Source organism: Aneurinibacillus migulanus (assembly GCF_001274715.1).
In the GTDB taxonomy this organism is placed as follows: domain Bacteria; phylum Bacillota; class Bacilli; order Aneurinibacillales; family Aneurinibacillaceae; genus Aneurinibacillus; species Aneurinibacillus migulanus.
This window is the reverse complement of sequence record NZ_LGUG01000004.1, coordinates 3594419-3612525: the sequence shown is the minus strand read 5'-3', so window position 1 is coordinate 3612525 and position 18107 is coordinate 3594419. Positions and strand designations below refer to the sequence as shown.

The 18107-nt window shown below is 42.9% G+C and carries 18 protein-coding genes; 13 read left to right on the top strand and 5 right to left on the bottom strand.

What is annotated here, in order from left to right; translation table 11 throughout:
* Window positions 1-61: 61 nt before the first annotated feature.
* The 4 genes from qoxB (at window position 62) to AF333_RS19040 (ending at window position 4630) form a co-directional block, all read left to right on the top strand.
* The gene (gene qoxB / locus AF333_RS19055; RefSeq protein WP_043063346.1) at window positions 62-2005 is read left to right on the top strand and encodes a cytochrome aa3 quinol oxidase subunit I; all 1944 of its coding nucleotides are present in this window, start codon (window positions 62-64) and stop codon (window positions 2003-2005) included.
* A gap of 3 nt (window positions 2006-2008) precedes the next feature.
* The gene (qoxC, locus tag AF333_RS19050; protein ID WP_043063345.1) at window positions 2009-2605 is read left to right on the top strand and encodes a cytochrome aa3 quinol oxidase subunit III; all 597 of its coding nucleotides are present in this window, start codon (window positions 2009-2011) and stop codon (window positions 2603-2605) included.
* Window positions 2606-2607: 2 nt separating this feature from the next.
* Complete coding sequence (gene qoxD, locus AF333_RS19045; protein ID WP_043063344.1) at window positions 2608-2892, top strand: cytochrome aa3 quinol oxidase subunit IV; 285 nt, start codon at window positions 2608-2610, stop codon at window positions 2890-2892.
* A 256-nt stretch (window positions 2893-3148) separates the two neighbouring features.
* Window positions 3149-4630, top strand: coding sequence for a spore germination protein (locus AF333_RS19040; protein ID WP_043063343.1), 1482 nt, complete (start codon window positions 3149-3151; stop codon window positions 4628-4630).
* A gap of 172 nt (window positions 4631-4802) precedes the next feature.
* Here the strand turns inward: AF333_RS19040 and AF333_RS19035 are convergent, their stop codons facing one another.
* Together AF333_RS19035 and AF333_RS19030 are read right to left on the bottom strand one after the other, a co-directional pair.
* Complete coding sequence (locus tag AF333_RS19035; RefSeq protein ID WP_043063342.1) at window positions 4803-5003, bottom strand: helix-turn-helix transcriptional regulator; 201 nt, start codon at window positions 5001-5003, stop codon at window positions 4803-4805.
* A 28-nt stretch (window positions 5004-5031) separates the two neighbouring features.
* Window positions 5032-5541, bottom strand: coding sequence for a DUF6773 family protein (locus AF333_RS19030; protein WP_043063341.1), 510 nt, complete (start codon window positions 5539-5541; stop codon window positions 5032-5034).
* A gap of 277 nt (window positions 5542-5818) precedes the next feature.
* Between AF333_RS19030 and AF333_RS19025 the strand changes: the two genes are divergently transcribed.
* The 7 genes from AF333_RS19025 (at window position 5819) to AF333_RS33810 (ending at window position 13104) form a co-directional block, all read left to right on the top strand.
* Window positions 5819-6856 carry a fatty acid desaturase gene (locus tag AF333_RS19025; protein ID WP_173585707.1) on the top strand — a complete coding sequence of 346 codons (1038 nt, stop codon included), beginning with the start codon at window positions 5819-5821 and terminating at the stop codon, window positions 6854-6856.
* Window positions 6857-6947: 91 nt separating this feature from the next.
* Window positions 6948-8084 (top strand): sensor histidine kinase, encoded by a 1137-nt coding sequence (locus AF333_RS19020; protein WP_043063339.1) that lies wholly within the window; start codon window positions 6948-6950, stop codon window positions 8082-8084.
* Window positions 8081-8680, top strand: coding sequence for a response regulator transcription factor (locus tag AF333_RS19015; protein WP_043063338.1), 600 nt, complete (start codon window positions 8081-8083; stop codon window positions 8678-8680). Before AF333_RS19020 ends, AF333_RS19015 begins: the two co-directional genes overlap by 4 nt.
* A gap of 718 nt (window positions 8681-9398) precedes the next feature.
* Window positions 9399-10310 (top strand): arginase, encoded by a 912-nt coding sequence (rocF, locus tag AF333_RS19010; protein WP_043063337.1) that lies wholly within the window; start codon window positions 9399-9401, stop codon window positions 10308-10310.
* A gap of 17 nt (window positions 10311-10327) precedes the next feature.
* Window positions 10328-11761 carry an amino acid permease gene (locus tag AF333_RS19005; RefSeq protein WP_043063336.1) on the top strand — a complete coding sequence of 478 codons (1434 nt, stop codon included), beginning with the start codon at window positions 10328-10330 and terminating at the stop codon, window positions 11759-11761.
* A 224-nt stretch (window positions 11762-11985) separates the two neighbouring features.
* Window positions 11986-12891: a chemotaxis protein gene (locus tag AF333_RS19000; protein WP_043063399.1), complete on the top strand. Its 906-nt coding sequence runs from the start codon at window positions 11986-11988 to the stop codon at window positions 12889-12891.
* Window positions 12892-12945: 54 nt separating this feature from the next.
* Window positions 12946-13104: a hypothetical protein gene (locus AF333_RS33810; RefSeq protein WP_158502254.1), complete on the top strand. Its 159-nt coding sequence runs from the start codon at window positions 12946-12948 to the stop codon at window positions 13102-13104.
* Window positions 13105-13169: 65 nt separating this feature from the next.
* On the opposite strand, the gene AF333_RS18995 is transcribed toward AF333_RS33810, so the two are convergent.
* The 3 genes from AF333_RS18995 to AF333_RS18985 all read right to left on the bottom strand — a co-directional run bounded on the left by AF333_RS18995 (window position 13170) and on the right by AF333_RS18985 (window position 15033).
* Window positions 13170-13841 carry an HAD family hydrolase gene (locus AF333_RS18995; RefSeq protein ID WP_043063335.1) on the bottom strand — a complete coding sequence of 224 codons (672 nt, stop codon included), beginning with the start codon at window positions 13839-13841 and terminating at the stop codon, window positions 13170-13172.
* 31 nt (window positions 13842-13872) lie between these two features.
* Window positions 13873-14640: an SIMPL domain-containing protein gene (locus AF333_RS18990; protein WP_052520355.1), complete on the bottom strand. Its 768-nt coding sequence runs from the start codon at window positions 14638-14640 to the stop codon at window positions 13873-13875.
* Between the two features lie 69 nt (window positions 14641-14709).
* Entirely contained in the window at window positions 14710-15033 is a 324-nt protein-coding gene (locus AF333_RS18985) for a hypothetical protein (RefSeq protein ID WP_043063334.1), read from the bottom strand.
* Between the two features lie 276 nt (window positions 15034-15309).
* Here AF333_RS18985 and hflX point away from each other — a divergent pair, with 276 nt between their 5' ends.
* Together hflX and AF333_RS18975 are read left to right on the top strand one after the other, a co-directional pair.
* Window positions 15310-16569 carry a GTPase HflX gene (gene hflX / locus AF333_RS18980; RefSeq protein WP_043063333.1) on the top strand — a complete coding sequence of 420 codons (1260 nt, stop codon included), beginning with the start codon at window positions 15310-15312 and terminating at the stop codon, window positions 16567-16569.
* 163 nt (window positions 16570-16732) lie between these two features.
* Complete coding sequence (locus AF333_RS18975) at window positions 16733-18001, top strand: methionine gamma-lyase family protein (RefSeq protein WP_043063332.1); 1269 nt, start codon at window positions 16733-16735, stop codon at window positions 17999-18001.
* The last annotated feature ends 106 nt before the right edge of the window (window positions 18002-18107 follow it).

Genomic DNA, 18107 nt, shown 5'->3' with positions numbered 1-18107 from the left:
ATTTGATGACAACTAGTTTTACATTCTAAGCAATTTATTTCTCGAAAGGAGTCACAAAAGTATGGGTTTCTTTGATAGATTTGCTATACCACATCCAAGTCCGGCGATTTACGCTTCAATGGTTGCTATTGCACTTACTGTTATCGCGATTATCATGGGCTTAACCTATTTTAAAAAATGGGGCTATCTATGGCGTGAATGGTTAACAACCGTTGACCACAAACGGATCGGTATTATGTATCTGATCTCTGCTTTGCTAATGCTATTCCGCGGTGGAGTAGATGCTATTATGATGCGAGCTCAGCTTGCCGTACCTAATAACGATTTGCTAGATGCCCAACACTATAATGAAGTTTTTACAACGCATGGGGTCGTTATGATCATATTCATGGCTATGCCATTCATTATGGCCTTAATGAACTTTGTTGTTCCATTACAGATTGGAGCTCGTGACGTAGCGTTCCCACGTTTGAATGCACTAAGTTTCTGGTTATTCTTCATGGGTGCGATGCTATTCAACATCTCTTTCGTCATTGGTGGTTCTCCTGATGCAGGTTGGTCTTCTTATTTCCCACTTGCAAGTAACGAATTTAGTCAATCTGTAGGAACAAACTATTATATGTTCGCTCTTCAGATTTCTGGTCTTGGCACATTAATGACCGGTATTAATTTTATCACTACCATTCTTAAAATGAGAGCACCTGGTATGACATTAATGAAGATGCCAATGTTCACATGGTCTGCCTTAGTTACTAACGTTATCATTGTTTTCGCCTTCCCTGTATTAACAGTGGCGCTTTTGATGGGGTCAATGGATCGACTATTTGGAGCGAACTTCTTTACTATGTCTAATGGCGGTATGGATATGCTTTGGGCGAACTTGTTCTGGGTTTGGGGACATCCTGAAGTTTATATTTTAGTTTTGCCGGCATTTGGTATTTATAGTGAGATTATTTCGACCTTTGCACGTCGCAATCTGTATGGTTATAAATCAATGGTTGCTTCAATGGTTATCATCTCTTTTCTTTCATTCTTAGTGTGGACTCACCATTTCTTTACAATGGGCCAGGGAGCACTAACTAACAGTATCTTCTCGATTACAACGATGGCGATTGCCGTTCCGACTGGAATTAAGATCTTTAACTGGTTATTCACGCTTTGGAAAGGGAAAATTGTTTTTTCTGTTCCAATGCTTTATTCAATGCTTTTCATACCGATTTTCACAATCGGTGGAGTTACCGGGGTTATGCTTGGCATGTCAGCCGCTGACTACCAATACCATAATACAATGTTCTTAGTAGCTCATTTCCACTTGGTCATTATTCCTGGTGTTGTATTCGCTATGCTAGCCGGCCTCACTTATTATTGGCCCAAAATGTTCGGTTTCATGCTAAATGAAAGAATCGGGAAATGGGCAGCATGGTTTATCGCGATCGGTACTTGCCTAGCATTCTTCCCGATGTTTATCTCCGGTTTAGATGGACAGGCACGTCGTATGTACACGTACTCTGAAGCAACTGGATTCGGGCTATGGAATATGCTTTCGTTTATTGGAGCACTTGGACTAGCAGTAGGTTTTGCTTTCATCGTCTACAACATCTACTACAGCGCTCGTTATGCTTCAAGAGATATCGGTTCAGATCCCTGGGATGCACGTTCTCTGGAATGGGCTACTCATAATCCAGTACCAGCATATAACTTTGCTATTGTGCCACAAGTTGATTCAATTGAAGCATTCTGGGATTCTAAGAAAAAAGGTCATGTATTATTCAAAGGTGAATATGAAAAAATTCATATGCCAAATAACAGCGGCATGCCGTTTATTATGAGTTGTATCTTTTTCATATGGGGCTTCACATTTGTGTTCGGCATATGGATTCCTGTAATCCTTACAACAATTGGTATCTTTGCTTGTATGGCTCATCGTTCATTTGAGAAAGATCACGGTCATTACATTTCCGTTAAAGAAATTAAAGCGACCGAAGAAAAATTGCGAGGTGCTTAAATAATGAAAATAGATAACTCGCTGCCACTTGAATATAGCACGGAAGAAAATCGTTTAAAAATCTTAGGTTTTTGGATCTTCCTAGGTGCCGAGATTATGCTCTTTGCAACCCTTTTTGCATCTTATTTCACATTGGTTGATCGCACGGGAAGCGGCCCTACTGGAGCAGAGATATTTGAAATCACCCCCGTACTAATTGAAACAATCGTGCTTTTAACAAGTAGTTTTACCATCGGTCTTGGAATTCATGCCATGCGTATCGGCAACAAGAAAGCAATGCTGTCATTCTTTGCTGTCACACTTCTTTTTGGTGCGGGATTCTTGGGAGTTGAAATTTATGAGTTCGCCCACTATGTTCACATTGGAGCAGGACTACAAACCAGTGCATTTACTACTATCCTGTTAACAACATTAGGAACGCATGGAGCGCACGTTACATTTGGTTTATTTTGGGGATTATCCATCATCCTGCAAGTTAAAAAAAGCGGGTTGACCCCTGAAACATCCAATAAATCATTCATTTTCTCTCTTTATTGGCACTTCCTAGACGTAGTTTGGATCTTCATCTTCAGCTTCATCTACCTGAAAGGAATGATATAAACATGAAAGAATTATTCCCACCCAAGCAAGTGATGGGCTTTGTATTTTCAATGCTCCTGACTGCGGTTGCTCTTTTGGTTTACTTCTTAAATATGTCATTTGCAGTAGGCATGACGGTTCTTCTTGTAACAGCATTCGTACAAGCGGGCGTTCAGCTAGTTGTGTTTATGCACGCTGGGGAGACGGAGGATAAAGGAGCAATCTATACGAACGTATATTATGGATTAATTATAGCTCTAGTTACTGTCTTCGGTACATTACTATGTATGATCTGGGGATATCAATAATACGGTGTATGGGAAGCGGTCATAAAAAATGCGTCATCCTTTCTATGAGTTATATAGAAAGAATAGCGCATTTTTTTCGTTTTGGAGGTACTTGTTGCTCCTAGCTTGGTGGCGATGTGGCTGATATCCATATCCCTGAGTGGAAAAAGGATGAGCGGCAATGCTCGCGAGTTTTTCTTAGCTGTTTTCTTTTGGTTTTATGCTTCCGGAAAGATGGCAATAACTTAAGGTAGAACAGAAAGAATGGAGAAAAGCAATGCGAAATCCCAATGTGAGAGAAGCGCAGAAAAAGCAAGTATTGAGCACAAAGCTGACAGAAAACGTGTCATTTTTGACAGAGGCGCTCGGAGTCGGAAAAAGCTTTGACGTAATTTACCGCCCCCTCGAATTTGGGGGACGCGCATGTGGTCTGTTTTTTGTAGATGGCTTTGCAAAAGATGATGTAATGAATTTGATTACAATTAATCTTTCCCGGATAGAACGTGGGGAGTTAAGCATCGATGCCATTGCGAAGCTTATGTATACGTATATCGGATACGTCGAAGTTGAAAAAACAAATGAAATGAGCAAAATTATTACTGCTGTTCTTTCAGGACCATTGGTACTGGTTGTCGATGGGGCAGAGGAAGCATTAATCATCGATGCACGTACGTATCCTGCCCGTTCCCCGGATGAGCCGGATATTGAGAGAGTAGTGCGAGGAGCGAGGGATGGTTTTACGGAAACGCTCGTGTTCAATACGGCGCTAACAAGACGCCGGCTGCGCGACCCGTCCTTGCGCATGGAATATATACAAATAGGGGTGCGTTCACAGACGGATGTTGTCATTAGCTATCTTGAAGACGTGGCCGATGACAAGCTGGTAGATGAGATTCGACAGCGGATTAAGAGCATTGACGTGGACGGACTGCCGATGGCTGATAAAACGCTGGAAGAATTCTTGTTTAAAAAAAATTGGAATCCGTTTCCCTTTGTGCGCTACACGGAACGACCGGATGTGGCAGCTGTTCATCTAATAGAAGGACACGTATTGATTTATACTGATACGTCGCCAAGCGTAATGATTACCCCTACTACACTTTTCCATCATGTCCAGCATGCAGAAGAGTACAGACAGAAGCCAGCTGTGGGAGCTTATCTCCGCTGGGTGCGGTTTGCGCTTATGCTGGCATCTATTTTTTTCGTGCCTTTGTTTTTATTGATGTCACTTGAACCTGAATGGTTGCCGAAGGGGCTTGCGTTCTTGCTTCCTGAAAAAGCGGGCAACATTCCGATGTTCGTACAGCTTTTATTAGCAGAAATCGGCATTGATGCACTTAGAATGGCTGCTATCCATACACCGTCCTCCCTGGCGACGGCGTTAGGCTTGGTCGCTGCACTCATGATAGGCGACATTGCCGTTGAAGTGGGGCTGTTATCTAACCAGGCACTGCTGTTCCTGTCAATTTCGGCAATTGGGACGTTTGCCACGCCTAGCTACGAATTTGGCATGGCGACCCGTATGGTGCGGCTCTCTTTGCTTATCCTAACGGGCTTCTTTCACCTGCCAGGCTTTCTGATTGGACTTGCCGCGTGGCTTATCCTGTTGCTCTTTACTCGCTCGCTTAATACACCGTACCTTTGGCCGCTGTTGCCTTTTAACGGGCCTGCCTTGCTTGATGTATTGGTTCGCTCGCCCGTGCCAGCAAAGACTAAACGTCCTAAGGCTCTACATCCTAAGGATCCGACTATAAAATGAGCACGCAAAACATCTTGGTAGCACAAAGATGTTTTGCGTTCGCAGGTCGTTTTTGCCGCGGCCGTGCTAAGATGAAAGTCAACGGACATTTAAGAAGAAGGAATGCATTTTTCAGCAGCAAACTCTGTACTTGAAGGGGAATACATAAAAAAATCCCGCTGCCCAAAGGCAGTCAGGGACTCTCTTCCCAAAATAGATCGTTTAAAGTCTTGGATAATGCTTTACAAATTGCAACACATAAACTTAGGCTTGGATTATATTTACCTAACTCAATTAGTCCGATGGTTTGTCTTGATACCCCCACAAGCTGTGCTAACTCTTCTTGTGACAAGTCTTTCTCAACCCTGGCCAGCTTTAATCTTATATTTTTCATGTGTTATCACCTCGCCCAGCTCTATCCTTTACTCGTCTAAATCTTCATGGATTGCTTTCTTACTAGCTTTATTTGCTAAAGTATGCCCGATTGCCATAATGCCAACAAAAAATGGAACATACATCATCAAAGAAGCAAAAAGTACGATAATGAAATACCATAACGATTGCACACCACCATCCCCATAGACCACAGCACTTCTTATTCCCAAAAATGCAGCTATAGCAATGCCAAATCCTAAACCCCAAATAACATTTTTCTTGCTCATGGAAAGTTTACTTGTTCGATCATGAACCTCTACTTCGTCTGAGTATAAACCAAGGAACACCGATCTCATTCCGTAATAAAGAGCTGACAACATCAAAATGATTAGTTCCGTGGCGACAACTCCTATATTTGGTCCATAGATGATGTACTTTGCTACAAGTGATACAAAACATAATAGCATCGCTATTATGTAGGCTTCCTTATAAAGCATGTTTCTAGTATGTACAATCCTTTCGTCCATTGGCGTTCTTTTAAGGCTAAATAACTTCATTTCCCATCAACCTCCTCAAATCATATCCTAAATTGCTTTAGTGCTATTCTATAATATATATAACTTAATGACAAATATATATTGCATTTAGATATTTATTTTTGTCTTTTTGTAATGTTTATTTAGTATTTTATATGAAGGCATGGGCTGGAACTATCGACTTTGTAATTCCGAACATGACATTTATCATGTTTTGTACATGACGCGTATTACTTCAAAGGTCAATTTTATTCCTTCATAATTTGAATTAATAAATCAGGAAGGGAAACAAATAAAAATGACCAAACAAAATAATTTGAGGAAGCATATTGCTCCCTATGAAAAACCTAATACAAAGAACAGTGTGTGGCAGGTCATCAACACCCTTGTACCTTTTTTTATGTTATGGTTCATGGCTTATGAAAGTCTGTCCATTTCATATGTTCTTACTTTTGTGTTGAGTGTGATTGCTGCTGGGTTTTTGGTACGGATTTTCATCATTTTTCATGACTGCTGCCATCAATCCTTCTTTAAAAATCAACTCGCTAATAAAATTCTCGGAACAATAACGGGTATTTTAACCTTATGCCCTTATGAGCAATGGCGACGTAGCCATTCCATTCATCACGCAACAAGCAGTAATTTGAATAAACGCGGTACAGGGGATGTATGGGTACTTACAGTGGAGGAATATGTGTCATCTCCTTTTTGGCTTCGATTGGCATATCGTATGTATCGAAACCCGTTAGTCATGTTTGGTTTGGGTCCAATCTACATCTTCCTTATTTCCTATAGGTTTAACACGAAAGATGCCAGACTTAAAGAGCGCATTAACACCTATGTGACTAACCTTTCAATTGTTGGTTTAGCTGGTCTGCTCTGCTGGACAATCGGATGGGAGTCCTTCCTTATGATTCAAGGCCCGATCTTTTTTATTTCAGGCTCTCTCGGTATCTGGCTTTTTTACGTACAACACCAGTTTGAGGATTCTTATTTTGAAAAAGAGGAAGAATGGGACTACGTAAAAGCTGCCCTGGAAGGAAGCTCTTTCTATAAGTTGCCAAAATTACTACAATGGATTACAGGGAATATTGGTTTTCACCATGTACACCATTTAAGTCCGAGGGTACCTAACTATTACCTTGAAGAGGTTCATAACAATAATGTTTCTTTACAGAATGTGCAAACGATCACAATAGCCTCCAGTTTGCGTTCGCTTCGATTCCGTCTATGGGACGAACAAAACAAAAAGTTTGTAGGATTTAAGGAAATCAAGGATTTTTCTATAGAGCCTAAAAAAAGCAGTGTTTCCGTTCATTTTAAGTCTGAGTTGTAGATGTATCTTAAACAAATAGCGATAAATATGTTCCGTATATGGTAAGATAGCAGTGTACTAAGCATTCAATACTACAAAAGAGGTTTCAATAATGCCAAAAAGGTATATAAAATCCCTGAAAAATACAGGGATTTCTCCTTATATATGGAGCGTTTTTAGCATTTTACCGTTTTACTTTATATTTGAATCTTCCTCCAATAGTGAAATTATTGTTGGAATTTTGCTGACTATCTTATTCTTTATCTCGTATCGTTTTGCTTTTATTTCGAAAGGATGGTCAGTGTATTTATGGACGTGCATCCTCATCAGCATATCCATTACGATGACCATCCTTTTTCACTATGTTTATTTTGCTTTTTATATTGCTTATTTTAACGGCAACATAAAAGATCGTTTCGCTTTCATCACGTTATATATTGTTCATTTGGTCAGCACGACAATTTCGATAAATTATAATGTGGTTCTACAGGAACAGTTATTCTTGAAGCAAATTCCTTTTATTATCATCATTTGGATTAGCGTTATTCTTCTTCCATTCAACATTTATAATCGAAAAAAGCAGGGACAGCTCGAAGAACAGCTCGAAGACGCTAACAAAAGAATTTCTGAGCTAGTGAAACAGGAGGAACGTCAGCGAATTGCCCGCGATCTTCATGATACATTAGGGCAAAAGCTTTCGCTTATTGGGCTGAAAAGCGATTTGGCGAGGAAATTAATTTATAAAGATCCTGAGCAAGCTCGATCAGAATTAAAAGACGTTCAACAGACTGCAAGGACTGCATTGAATGAAGTAAGAAAAATGGTATCGCAAATGCGCGGCATTAGATTGAAAGAGGAAATCGTTTGCGTCAAACAAATACTCGAAGCAGCTCAAATAAATTTCGTAAGTGAACAAGAAGTAACATTAACTAATGTGTCCCTGTTTGTTGAAAATATTCTCAGTATGTGTATGAAAGAAGCGGTAACCAACGTCGTCAAGCACAGTGGGGCCTCTTCCTGCTATATCACTATTCAGCAATCGTGGAACGAAATCGTCATTACTGTACGGGACGATGGAATTGGTATCGTGGCGGATGATGACTTAGCGAAAGGCAACGGATTGCTAGGAATGAAGGAACGTTTGGAGTTTGTTAATGGAAGGCTGGAAATTATTGCACAGGAAGGAACCACGATAATTATAAAAGTACCGAACGTCATAAAGCAGACGGATAGGGAGGAGCTTAGATGATTCGAATTGTCATTGCTGAAGACCAACGGATGATGTTGGGAGCCTTAGGTTCGCTACTTAATTTGGAAGATGATATGGAAGTGGTGGGAAAGGCCTGTAACGGAGAAAAAGCCATTGCTCTTGTGCATCAATATCAACCGGATGTTTGTATCATGGATATTGAAATGCCTGTAAAGAGCGGGCTTGATGCTGCAGAAGAGCTAAAGGGGCTAGGCTGCAAAGTTATTATTTTAACAACTTTCGCCCGTTCCGGTTATTTCCAACGAGCTTTAAAAGCGGGTGTAAGCGGTTATTTATTGAAGGACAGCCCCAGCGAGGAGTTAGCAAGCTCGATCCGTAGCGTCATGGCAGGCAGGCGAATCTATGCACCGGAACTAATGGACGATGTTTACAGTGAAGAAAACCCTCTTACCGAACGGGAGAAGGAAGTGCTAATACTCATAGCTGATGGAAAAAATACAAAAGAAATCGCTGATCAGCTCTTTATCAAAACTGGAACGGTCCGAAACTATATTTCGGCGATATTAGATAAACTTGAAGTGCAGAATCGGATAGAGGCAATTACACGATTTAAAGAAAAAGGTTGGTTTAAGTGAGGTATTATAAATCTTGTAATTCACTCGTGCGACAAACAGACTGCTGAGAAAATTTCAGCAGTCTGTTTTACGTTGTGAAGCTGTCTGGTACCTTGTTATAGGTGAGAAGCAATTAAAATTGTTATTCATAATACGTCTGACTTGAAGCAAGTGTATAAATAGCAAAATAATTTTGCGCGCAAAAAAATAATATATAAATAGCAAATAATTTTTGCGCTAAAAAATAAACAGTAGACGAATCACGTTTATTTTATTTTTAAAAAGAAAAAAATTTATTGATAACTTAAATGATTTCTTTCTTTATTTTTACAAAATATATAGAAAGAATGAAAGAGCAATGTTTCTATTTTAGCTTGGTAAAGAATTTATATTTAATGAATAGTCGTACAAATGATAGTTGTGAAAAGTTAATTGATTATACGATTTTATTTCAACTTACTCTGGATAATCATACACATCCTCGAATTGATATTTATAGATTTTTGAGTGTTACATAAGTTAGTATGTCTTATGGTATAACCAATTTTATAAAAAATCAGATCGGCTCTTCTTTTTTTATCCGCATGTTTTGAAATATTGGCAGGCACATTGCTAAGAAGATTACACATAGAAAATAGAATTGCCTGACAGCTCGCAAAAATGATATGAGCGGCTGGGTAGTTCATACTTTTCGAGCTTGTAAAAAAGAATCGCAGTATAGAAAGAGAGGCATAAATAGATGAACGTGAAAACAAATGAAAACATCTCAATTATTGGGGTTCCGATGGATTTAGGAGCAGACCGTCGCGGAGTGGATATGGGACCGAGTGCAATTCGCTATGCCGGTATCGTGGAACGTCTTGAAAGCATCGGATATAAGGTGCATGATCGGGGAGATTTGATTGTTCGCCGACCACAGGTAAATAAGACTGCTAATACAAATCTGAAATATCTGGATGAAATCACCAGAGTAAATCTGGAATTGTGTGAGACAGTATCAGCTGAGATGGAAAAAGGGAACTTTCCGCTTGTTATCGGAGGGGATCATAGCATAGCCATTGGTACGATTGCAGGCGTACTTCAGCATCGTCCGAAAACAGGAGTGATTTGGTATGATGCCCATGGTGATATGAATACGTCAGAAACATCGCCATCTGGTAACATACATGGCATGTCGCTTGCCGTAAGTCTTGGGTATGGTCATGAATCTCTTACCTCTATCGGAGGAATACATGCGAAACTAAACCCTGAAAAAACAGTACTTATTGGTGCAAGAGCATTGGATCCAGGCGAAAAGGATTTTATCAAGAACCTGGGTGTGAAAGTATATACGATGCATGAGATTGACCGGCTAGGAATGGCGCGTGTGATGGAAGAAACGATGGAAATTGTTACGGACGGAACGGATGGAGTCCATCTTAGTCTAGACCTCGATGGACTTGATCCGCATGATTGTCCGGGTGTGGGTACGCCTGTTCTCGGAGGGATTAGCTATCGAGAGAGTCACTTGGCGATGGAAATTTTAGCTGAAGCGAATGTGTTAACCAGTGCAGAATTTGTAGAGGTTAATCCCATTCTCGATCAAGTAAATCAAACGGCTCGTGTTGCTGTGGCGCTTATGGGCTCCGTATTTGGAGAGAAACTCTGTTAATCATAAGGAGGTTTTATATGAAAGTATTTGATCAACAACAGAATGAACTGAAGCGAACGATGAAGAGCAGACACTTATTTATGATTTCACTAGGTGGAATTATAGGAACAGGTCTTTTTCTTGGATCTGGATATACGATTAGTCAAGCAGGACCAATCGGCGCTGTCATGGCCTATTTAGTAGGCGGTTTCATTATGTATTTGACCATGCTTTGTCTCGGTGAACTATCTGTTGCTATGCCGGTTTCAGGCTCTTTTCAGGTTTACACGACCCGCTTCATAAGTCCGGCAGCCGGCTTTGCGGTTGGGTGGATTTACTGGCTGGGTTGGGCCGTGACCGTAGCGTTGGAATTACTTTCTTCTGGAAACTTAATGCAGAGATGGTTTCCAGGCTCGCCTATTTGGCTGTGGTGCTTGCTTTTCGGTCTCGTTTTGTTTTTAATGAATGCGCTCTCAGCACGTGCATTTGGAGAGACAGAATACTGGTTTTCAAGCATTAAAGTAGCGGCAATTGTTTTGTTTATTATTCTAGGTGGAGGAGCTATGCTCGGCTTCATCGACATGAAGGATGGACAGGCTGCTCCGATGTTATCGCATTTTACAGAGGCAGGATGGCTACCGAATGGGATTACAGGATTTTTATTGACAGCGATAACAGTGAACTTTGCATTTCAAGGCACAGAGCTAATAGGGATTGCTGCCGGAGAAAGTGAGCAGCCGGAGAAAACAATTCCGAAGTCGATTCGTGCCACGGTATTCCGAACACTCTTTTTCTTTGTTCTAGCTATCTTTATTCTTTCAGCATTAATTCCGTATAAAGAAGCAGGTGTTATCGAAAGTCCATTTGTTGTTGTCTTTGACAGAATTGGGATTCCGTATGCCGCAGACATTATGAATTTTGTTATTCTAACAGCATTGTTATCTGTAGCCAATTCCGGGCTTTATGCAGCGACCAGGATGCTATGGTCATTATCCAGAAATAAAATGGCTATACCAGCGCTAGGAAGAGTTAACAAAAAAGGCGTTCCGATGAATGCCCTTATTTTAACAATGGTTATTGCTTTTCTTTCTCTGCTCTCTAGTGTAGTAGCTGCAGAAACAGTGTATTTGTGGTTAATTTCAGCGGCAGGGTTAGGAGCTCAAATGGGTTGGATTTCCATTACTGCCTCCCAGCTTGCTTTCCGAAAAGAGTATGTGGCACAAGGTGGGAAAATTGAGGATTTAAAATTTAAAACACCTCTATACCCATTTTTACCACTGCTTGGTTTGATTCTAAATGTTACGGTTCTAGTTAGTTTGTCCTTTGATCCGGATCAGCGAGTCGCTTTATATTGTGGCATTCCTTTCATGACAGTGTGTTATTTATATTATAAATTGCGTATGAAGGGGAAGGATCGGCTTGCAGAAGAAGATACATGGAAAAACCTTAGGGTAAAAACAGGAGAACGATAAATAAAACATACAGAAGAGACTAAGGAGGAAGACCTGCTTAGTCTCTTTATATTTTATATCAATTAATATCTAGCCTGAAATCAGCCGATAAGTTACTATATTACTAGGAGACGAGAGTCTTATGTACCAATTGGTAAGCGGATGATGTAGATTCTTACTTGAATTCGCCGATAACATAATAGAGACAGGAATGGGATAGAGGAAAGGAGCCGGGACAAATGGCGATGGACGATAAAAAAGGAATATTGTTGGAGAGCGGTACAAATGAGCTGGAGATTATTGAGTTCGGCATTTCAGGAGAAACTTTCGGTATTAATGTAATTAAGGTGCGTGAGGTTATCAACCCGGTACCAGTAACACGTACACCGAAGATTCATCCTCATGTGATGGGGATTATCCAGTTGCGCGGTGAAGTGTTGACAGTCATCGATCTGGCGAAGGCACTGGGCTATCCACCGTCTGATCATCCAGAACAAGATAAATTGATTATTGCTGAATTGAATCAGATGAAAGTGGCATTCTATGTACATTCCGTATCACGTATCCATCGGATTTCCTGGGAACAAATCGAGAAGCCGTCCGATTTGGCACGTGGTGTGGAGAGCAGTACAACCGGTGTTGTAAAAATGGATGATCGTTTTATTCTGTTGCTTGACTTTGAGAAAGTAGTAGTAGATATTAGTCCGGAAGCGGGGATTAATGTCGGACAGTTGAAAGATCTTGGAGCGCGTGATACGTCTGCTAAGCGTATTCTGCTGGCGGAAGACTCTGCAATTTTACGTAAGTTAATCGAGGAAACGTTGCATGAAGCAGGGTATGTGCATATCGAAATCTGCCAGGACGGCAATGAAGCATGGAATTACCTGGAGCATTTGGCTCGTACCGAGCAGGACATAACTGAGCATATCCAGCTGGTTATTACAGATATCGAGATGCCGAAGATGGACGGACACCATCTGACTAAGCGTATTAAAGAACATCCAGAGCTTCGTAAGCTGCCGGTTGTCATCTTCTCTTCGTTGATTACGGACGATCTTCGCCATAAAGGCGAGAAGGTGGGAGCAGATGCACAGGTCAGCAAGCCGGAAATCGTAAATCTGGTTAAGATTATCGATAAATTAATAGTGTAATTAGGAAGAATCCGGTCATACTAAAGGCAGCGTTTGGATAAAGGAGGAGCAGAGATGACCGACCGAAACAAGCGACAGGCGATGGAGATGACGCATCCGCGCAGCCAGCCATCACGCCTTGACCAGTATGGCCGGGACGGGGAGATTCCTCTTACCGGGCAGGAGCCGCCAAAAGCGGTATCCATGGCGGAAGCTGAAGAAGACCAGGAATAGCATGAAATGAAAAAGAAGCCTCGCGGTACGTATACGCCGCGGGGCTTCTATCTGTCTTGAATGATTTACGTTTCGGAAGATGATGCGATTTTATCAAGCAATTGTTCGAGAGCGATTTCTGCCATAGACTGTAGCCGAATATCGATCGTATGAAATGGCAGTGTCTCGGTAACGAAGTTAGGTACGATAACACAGTACATGCCCGCCCGTTTGGCGGCTAACGCCCCGTTAGGAGAATCTTCAAACGCGATCGCCTCCTCAGGTTTTACACCCAGACATTGAAGTGTTTTTATATATAGAGCAGGGTCTGGTTTTACCTGTTCTACGTCTTCAGCCGTATGAATGCATTCAAAGTAATGCAGAATGCCTAGCTTTTCCAGGTGGCCGACTACCCAGGGGCGAGTCGAACTGGACGCCAAACCGATTTTGAGTCCGAGCTTACGGGCCGCGTTCAAGTAATCTTCAACGCCGTCCCGGATTTTTTCTTCTCCAATTAGCCGCTCATATTTCTCGCGTCTTAGCTTCACTAGTGCATCACGGTCGACGGTACGTCCGATGCATTGTTCCAAATACGCATAGGCATCAAATGTACCAGCGCGTGTACCTACGCATTTGCCCCAGACGTCTAGTGGCAATTCTGCTTCATATTCAGTGAAAATTTCCTGCAAGGCTTTGTATTCATGTGTTTCCGTATCGAAAATAAGCCCATCAAAATCAAATACAATTGCTTGAATCATGAATTCGGCTCCTTCTGCGAAAACTTAAGATTTAGTAGGAGTACGTGACAGTAACGGAGCTTCCCACCTTTAGCTCACCTGGATAGACCTGGCTTCCATTGCTTAAGGCTTTTTCGCTTGTGGATATGCTATCTGCACGTGCCTGAGTATACATAATAGGCGGTGTTGGTGAAGTGCCGTCTGAGATTTGTACGGCTTCTTTAATTGTTACACCTGCACGTTTTGCAATGCGTTCAGCTTTCTGGCGGGCATTATCAAGTGCCGCATCTGTCGCATCTAATCGATACCCCTCTATTTTTTCAGAGCTGAACGAGACGTTGTCAATCCGGTTCGCTCCGGCTGCCGTCGCTGCATCCATCAGCGGACCGACTCCTGCTAGGTCACGATAGGTTACTTGAATAATCTGCTCTACCTGGTAGCCCTTTAATTGTTGTTTATTATTATCCCATGAATAGTCCGGCATCGTAGAGAAACGGACGGTTTGAATATCTTTGGCCGGCACATGTCGCTTTTCCAATGCAGCCTTTATGGCTTTGAATTGTACAGCATTCTTCTCCTGCGCTTCTCGAGCGGTTTTGCCGGTGGTGTTGAGGCCCAACTGGATATAAGCAACATCCGGCTGCACTGTCACCTCACCATAGCCGCTCACAGTAATTGTGCGTAGTCCTACTGTGCTTACAGCGCTCTTCTGTGGTTCAGCCGCAGCGTAGGCAGCCGGAGCGAATGCTGCTCCTGTGAATAGTACAGCGCCAAGCAACGCTGTGCAGCCTAAAGTTTTCATGCTTTTTGAGATAGTCATCGTTCTTCTCCCCTTTGTCCGTGTAGTCATCTGTATGACGGTACGGTGACGGGAAAGGTTGCAAAAGAATTAAGACTGCTTATCTGTCTGTACCTGTATGCGGAACCGAATGATTTGATCCCATAATCCTTCACGCGCTAGAATTTCCCCTTGCTTGTCTCCGATTAAGTCGAAGTGTGGAAATTCATTACGCAGATGCAGGTGCTTTCTCTCAAGCCCATATGGCTCTCCCCAGGTGAGTAGAGCATTCAAATCGGCGCATCCCGCTTTCGTGACCGTTTTGATGTTCGGGTAGCGCGGATGCAGCCAGAAATGGGTTAGAAGTGATACCTCTCCTTGCCGCACTTTTGCTTTCCAGGCGGCAAGTTCTGCGCGTGTAATACCGAAAGCCACGTAATACCGCCTCCCTTCCGAATTGTTAGAGGATAATCGAATAGCTGCTTGTTTTATGAAATAAGTATACATCATTGCGTAGCAGGAAGCGAAGGCGTAGAGCCTGCTTATTATCGAAGGGCTATGTTTTGTTGACCACTCCCACGGCTAAAGGTGAGGGGCTTTCCCGTTCGGAAAGTCGGTAAAATGGTATAATAATAAAGTGCTTTCGCGCAACATGGCGCGTAGACGAGAGATTTTACGCTTTATTTCATTAAGGAGGCGTTTGCGATACACATTGTAGATGAACAAAAAACCGAGCGTGCCATATTAGTCGGTTATTATAAAAAGAGTGGGGACCAGCGTCAATTCGAACTGTCGATGGAGGAGTTGGCCGAGCTGGCACATACGGCGGAGGCGGAAGTCGTCGCCACGTTGACACAGGGACGTGATCAGGTAGATTCCCGCCTGTATGTCGGTAAAGGCAAGGTGGAGGAAATCAATGTACTAGTTCAAGAGCTGGAGGCAGATCTTGTTATTTTTAATGATGAGCTAACACCAATGCAAATCCGTAACCTGGAGCACATTATCGAGTGTAAGGTCATCGACAGAACGCAGCTCATTCTTGATATATTTGCACAGCGCGCCCGTTCGCGAGAAGGTAAGTGGCAAGTAGAGCTTGCCCAGTTACAGTACCGCTTGCCCCGCCTGACAGGAAAAGGGGCCGAGCTATCCCGGCTCGGTGCCGGGATCGGGACCCGGGGACCGGGGGAAACGAAGCTGGAAACAGACCGTCGACACATCCGTCGTCGTATCAGCGAAATTGAGGGCCATCTGGCCGAGGTGAAGCGACATCGTCAATTATATCGTGAGCGTCGTAAGAAGAACGCCGTATTTCAGGTAGCAATCGTGGGCTATACGAATGCGGGCAAATCGACCATTCTCAATCGTCTGACTGATGCGGGCATTCTCGAAGAAAACAAGCTATTCGCTACGCTGGACCCGACATCGCGTCGTGTGAATTTACCGGGCGGTGAAGAAATTATCGTAACGGATACCGTTGGTTTTATCCAGCACCTTCCACACCAGCTGGTTGCCGCATTTCGTTCTACGCTGGAAGAAGCGGCGGAAGCGGATTTGATTCTGCAAGTCATCGATGCATCCCATCCTGATTACCAGATTCATATGGAAGTAGTTGATGAGGTTCTGACTGAGCTTGGAGCCGAATCCATTCCTCGTCTAACTGTATTCAATAAGATGGATAGGGTAGAAGAACGGCCTATTTCTGCGGTATCTGGCAAAGTATTATATCTTTCTGCCTACGTAGAAGAGGATATGCAGCGTCTACTGCAGGCCATCGAAGCGCATATTGAAAGCCAGTACAATCGATATGTACTGCGGTTGCCGACAGAACGCGGCGATTTATATGCTCTTGTACGCCGTAATTTGCATGTACTACGTGAGAAAATCGGTGAGGATGGTATGTATTATGAACTTGAGGTAAAGGGAAAGGGGATTGAGCAGCTTTCTCCTGAGCTTGTTACGTTCCTTTCGTGAGTTTTTCTTATTAGAGCCTCGATTTTTGTGAGGCGACAGGTATAATGGAAGGTATGGCGTCCTGCCTGCAGGACGCTTCCCCCTCGTCTTCTTCGTTCCTGCCCCGCACGGCCCCACATATGTTCAATCAGTAAATGCAATTTACATGGAAAGGGTAGATATAGTGTTTTCGTATTTGAAGCATGGAGAAAAATTGGCATCATATGTAGAAAGAGTAGAAGCGGAAATCGGACCACGTCTGCGTGAAATTGAAAAAATGGCCGATTACAATCAATTTAAAGTATTACGCGCTTTTCAAAAATATCAGGTGAGTGATTTCCATTTTGCGCCGTCAACCGGCTATGGATACGATGATATGGGCCGAGAAACGTTAGAGAAGGTGTATGCGGAGGTATTCGGCGGAGCAGCGGCGCTGGTACGTACACATATTTTGAGCGGTACGCATGCGATTGCTATCGCGTTGTTCGGTATGTTGCGACCGGGGGACGAGCTGTTATACATTACCGGTGCTCCATATGATACGCTTGAAGAAATCGTCGGAGCGCGTGGGCATGGCAAGGGGTCGCTTAAAGAGTTTGGTGTGGGCTATACCGCTGTACCGTTGAATTCCGAAGGAGATATCGATAAAGAGGCTATCGCCCAAGCAGTACATAAGAATACGAAAGTCATTGGCATTCAGCGCTCGCGTGGCTATGCAGACCGTCCTTCATTTACTATCGCCAAAATCGAGGAAATGATTGCGTTTGTAAAGAGCATTCGTTCGGATATTATTGTGTTTGTAGATAATTGCTATGGTGAGTTTACCGAAGAAAGAGAACCGCTTCAAGTTGGTGCTGATATTATAGCTGGCTCGCTTATCAAAAATCCGGGAGGCGGCCTAGCGAAAAGCGGCGGCTATGTTGCGGGCCGTGCAGATCTGGTGGAGATGGCGTCCTATCGTATGACGGCTCCGGGATTAGGTGCGGAAATCGGGTCGACTCAGTATGGTACGCTGGAGACGTTCCAGGGATTTTTCCTTGCCCCGCATGTAGTAGGAGAAGCGTTGAAGGGTGCTGTGTTTACCGCCGGACTTCTGGAAAGGCTTGGCTTCAAGACGAATCCGCGGTGGGACGCTCCGCGTACAGACTTAATTCAATCCGTGGAATTTGGAACGGCTGAAGGTCTAGTGACATTTTGTCAGGGTATTCAGAAGGCATCTCCTGTCGATTCGCACGTCGTACCACAGCCAGGCGATATGCCGGGTTATGCAGATCCTGTAATTATGGCCGCTGGTACCTTTATTCAAGGGGCAAGCATTGAATTGTCTGCCGATGGTCCGCTTCGCCCACCTTATCTTGGATTTGTGCAGGGGGGACTTACTGCTTCGCACGTAAAAGTGGGTATATTGACCGCGTTAAATGACATGGTAGAAAAGAATTTGTTAAAAATCTAAAAAAATCCGAAAAAATATATGTAAAGTTAGCTAACATCTATTGACGAGGAAAGCTGACATGTGTAGAATGAAACCAAGGAAGCAAGGAGATTCACCGGTAAAAGGA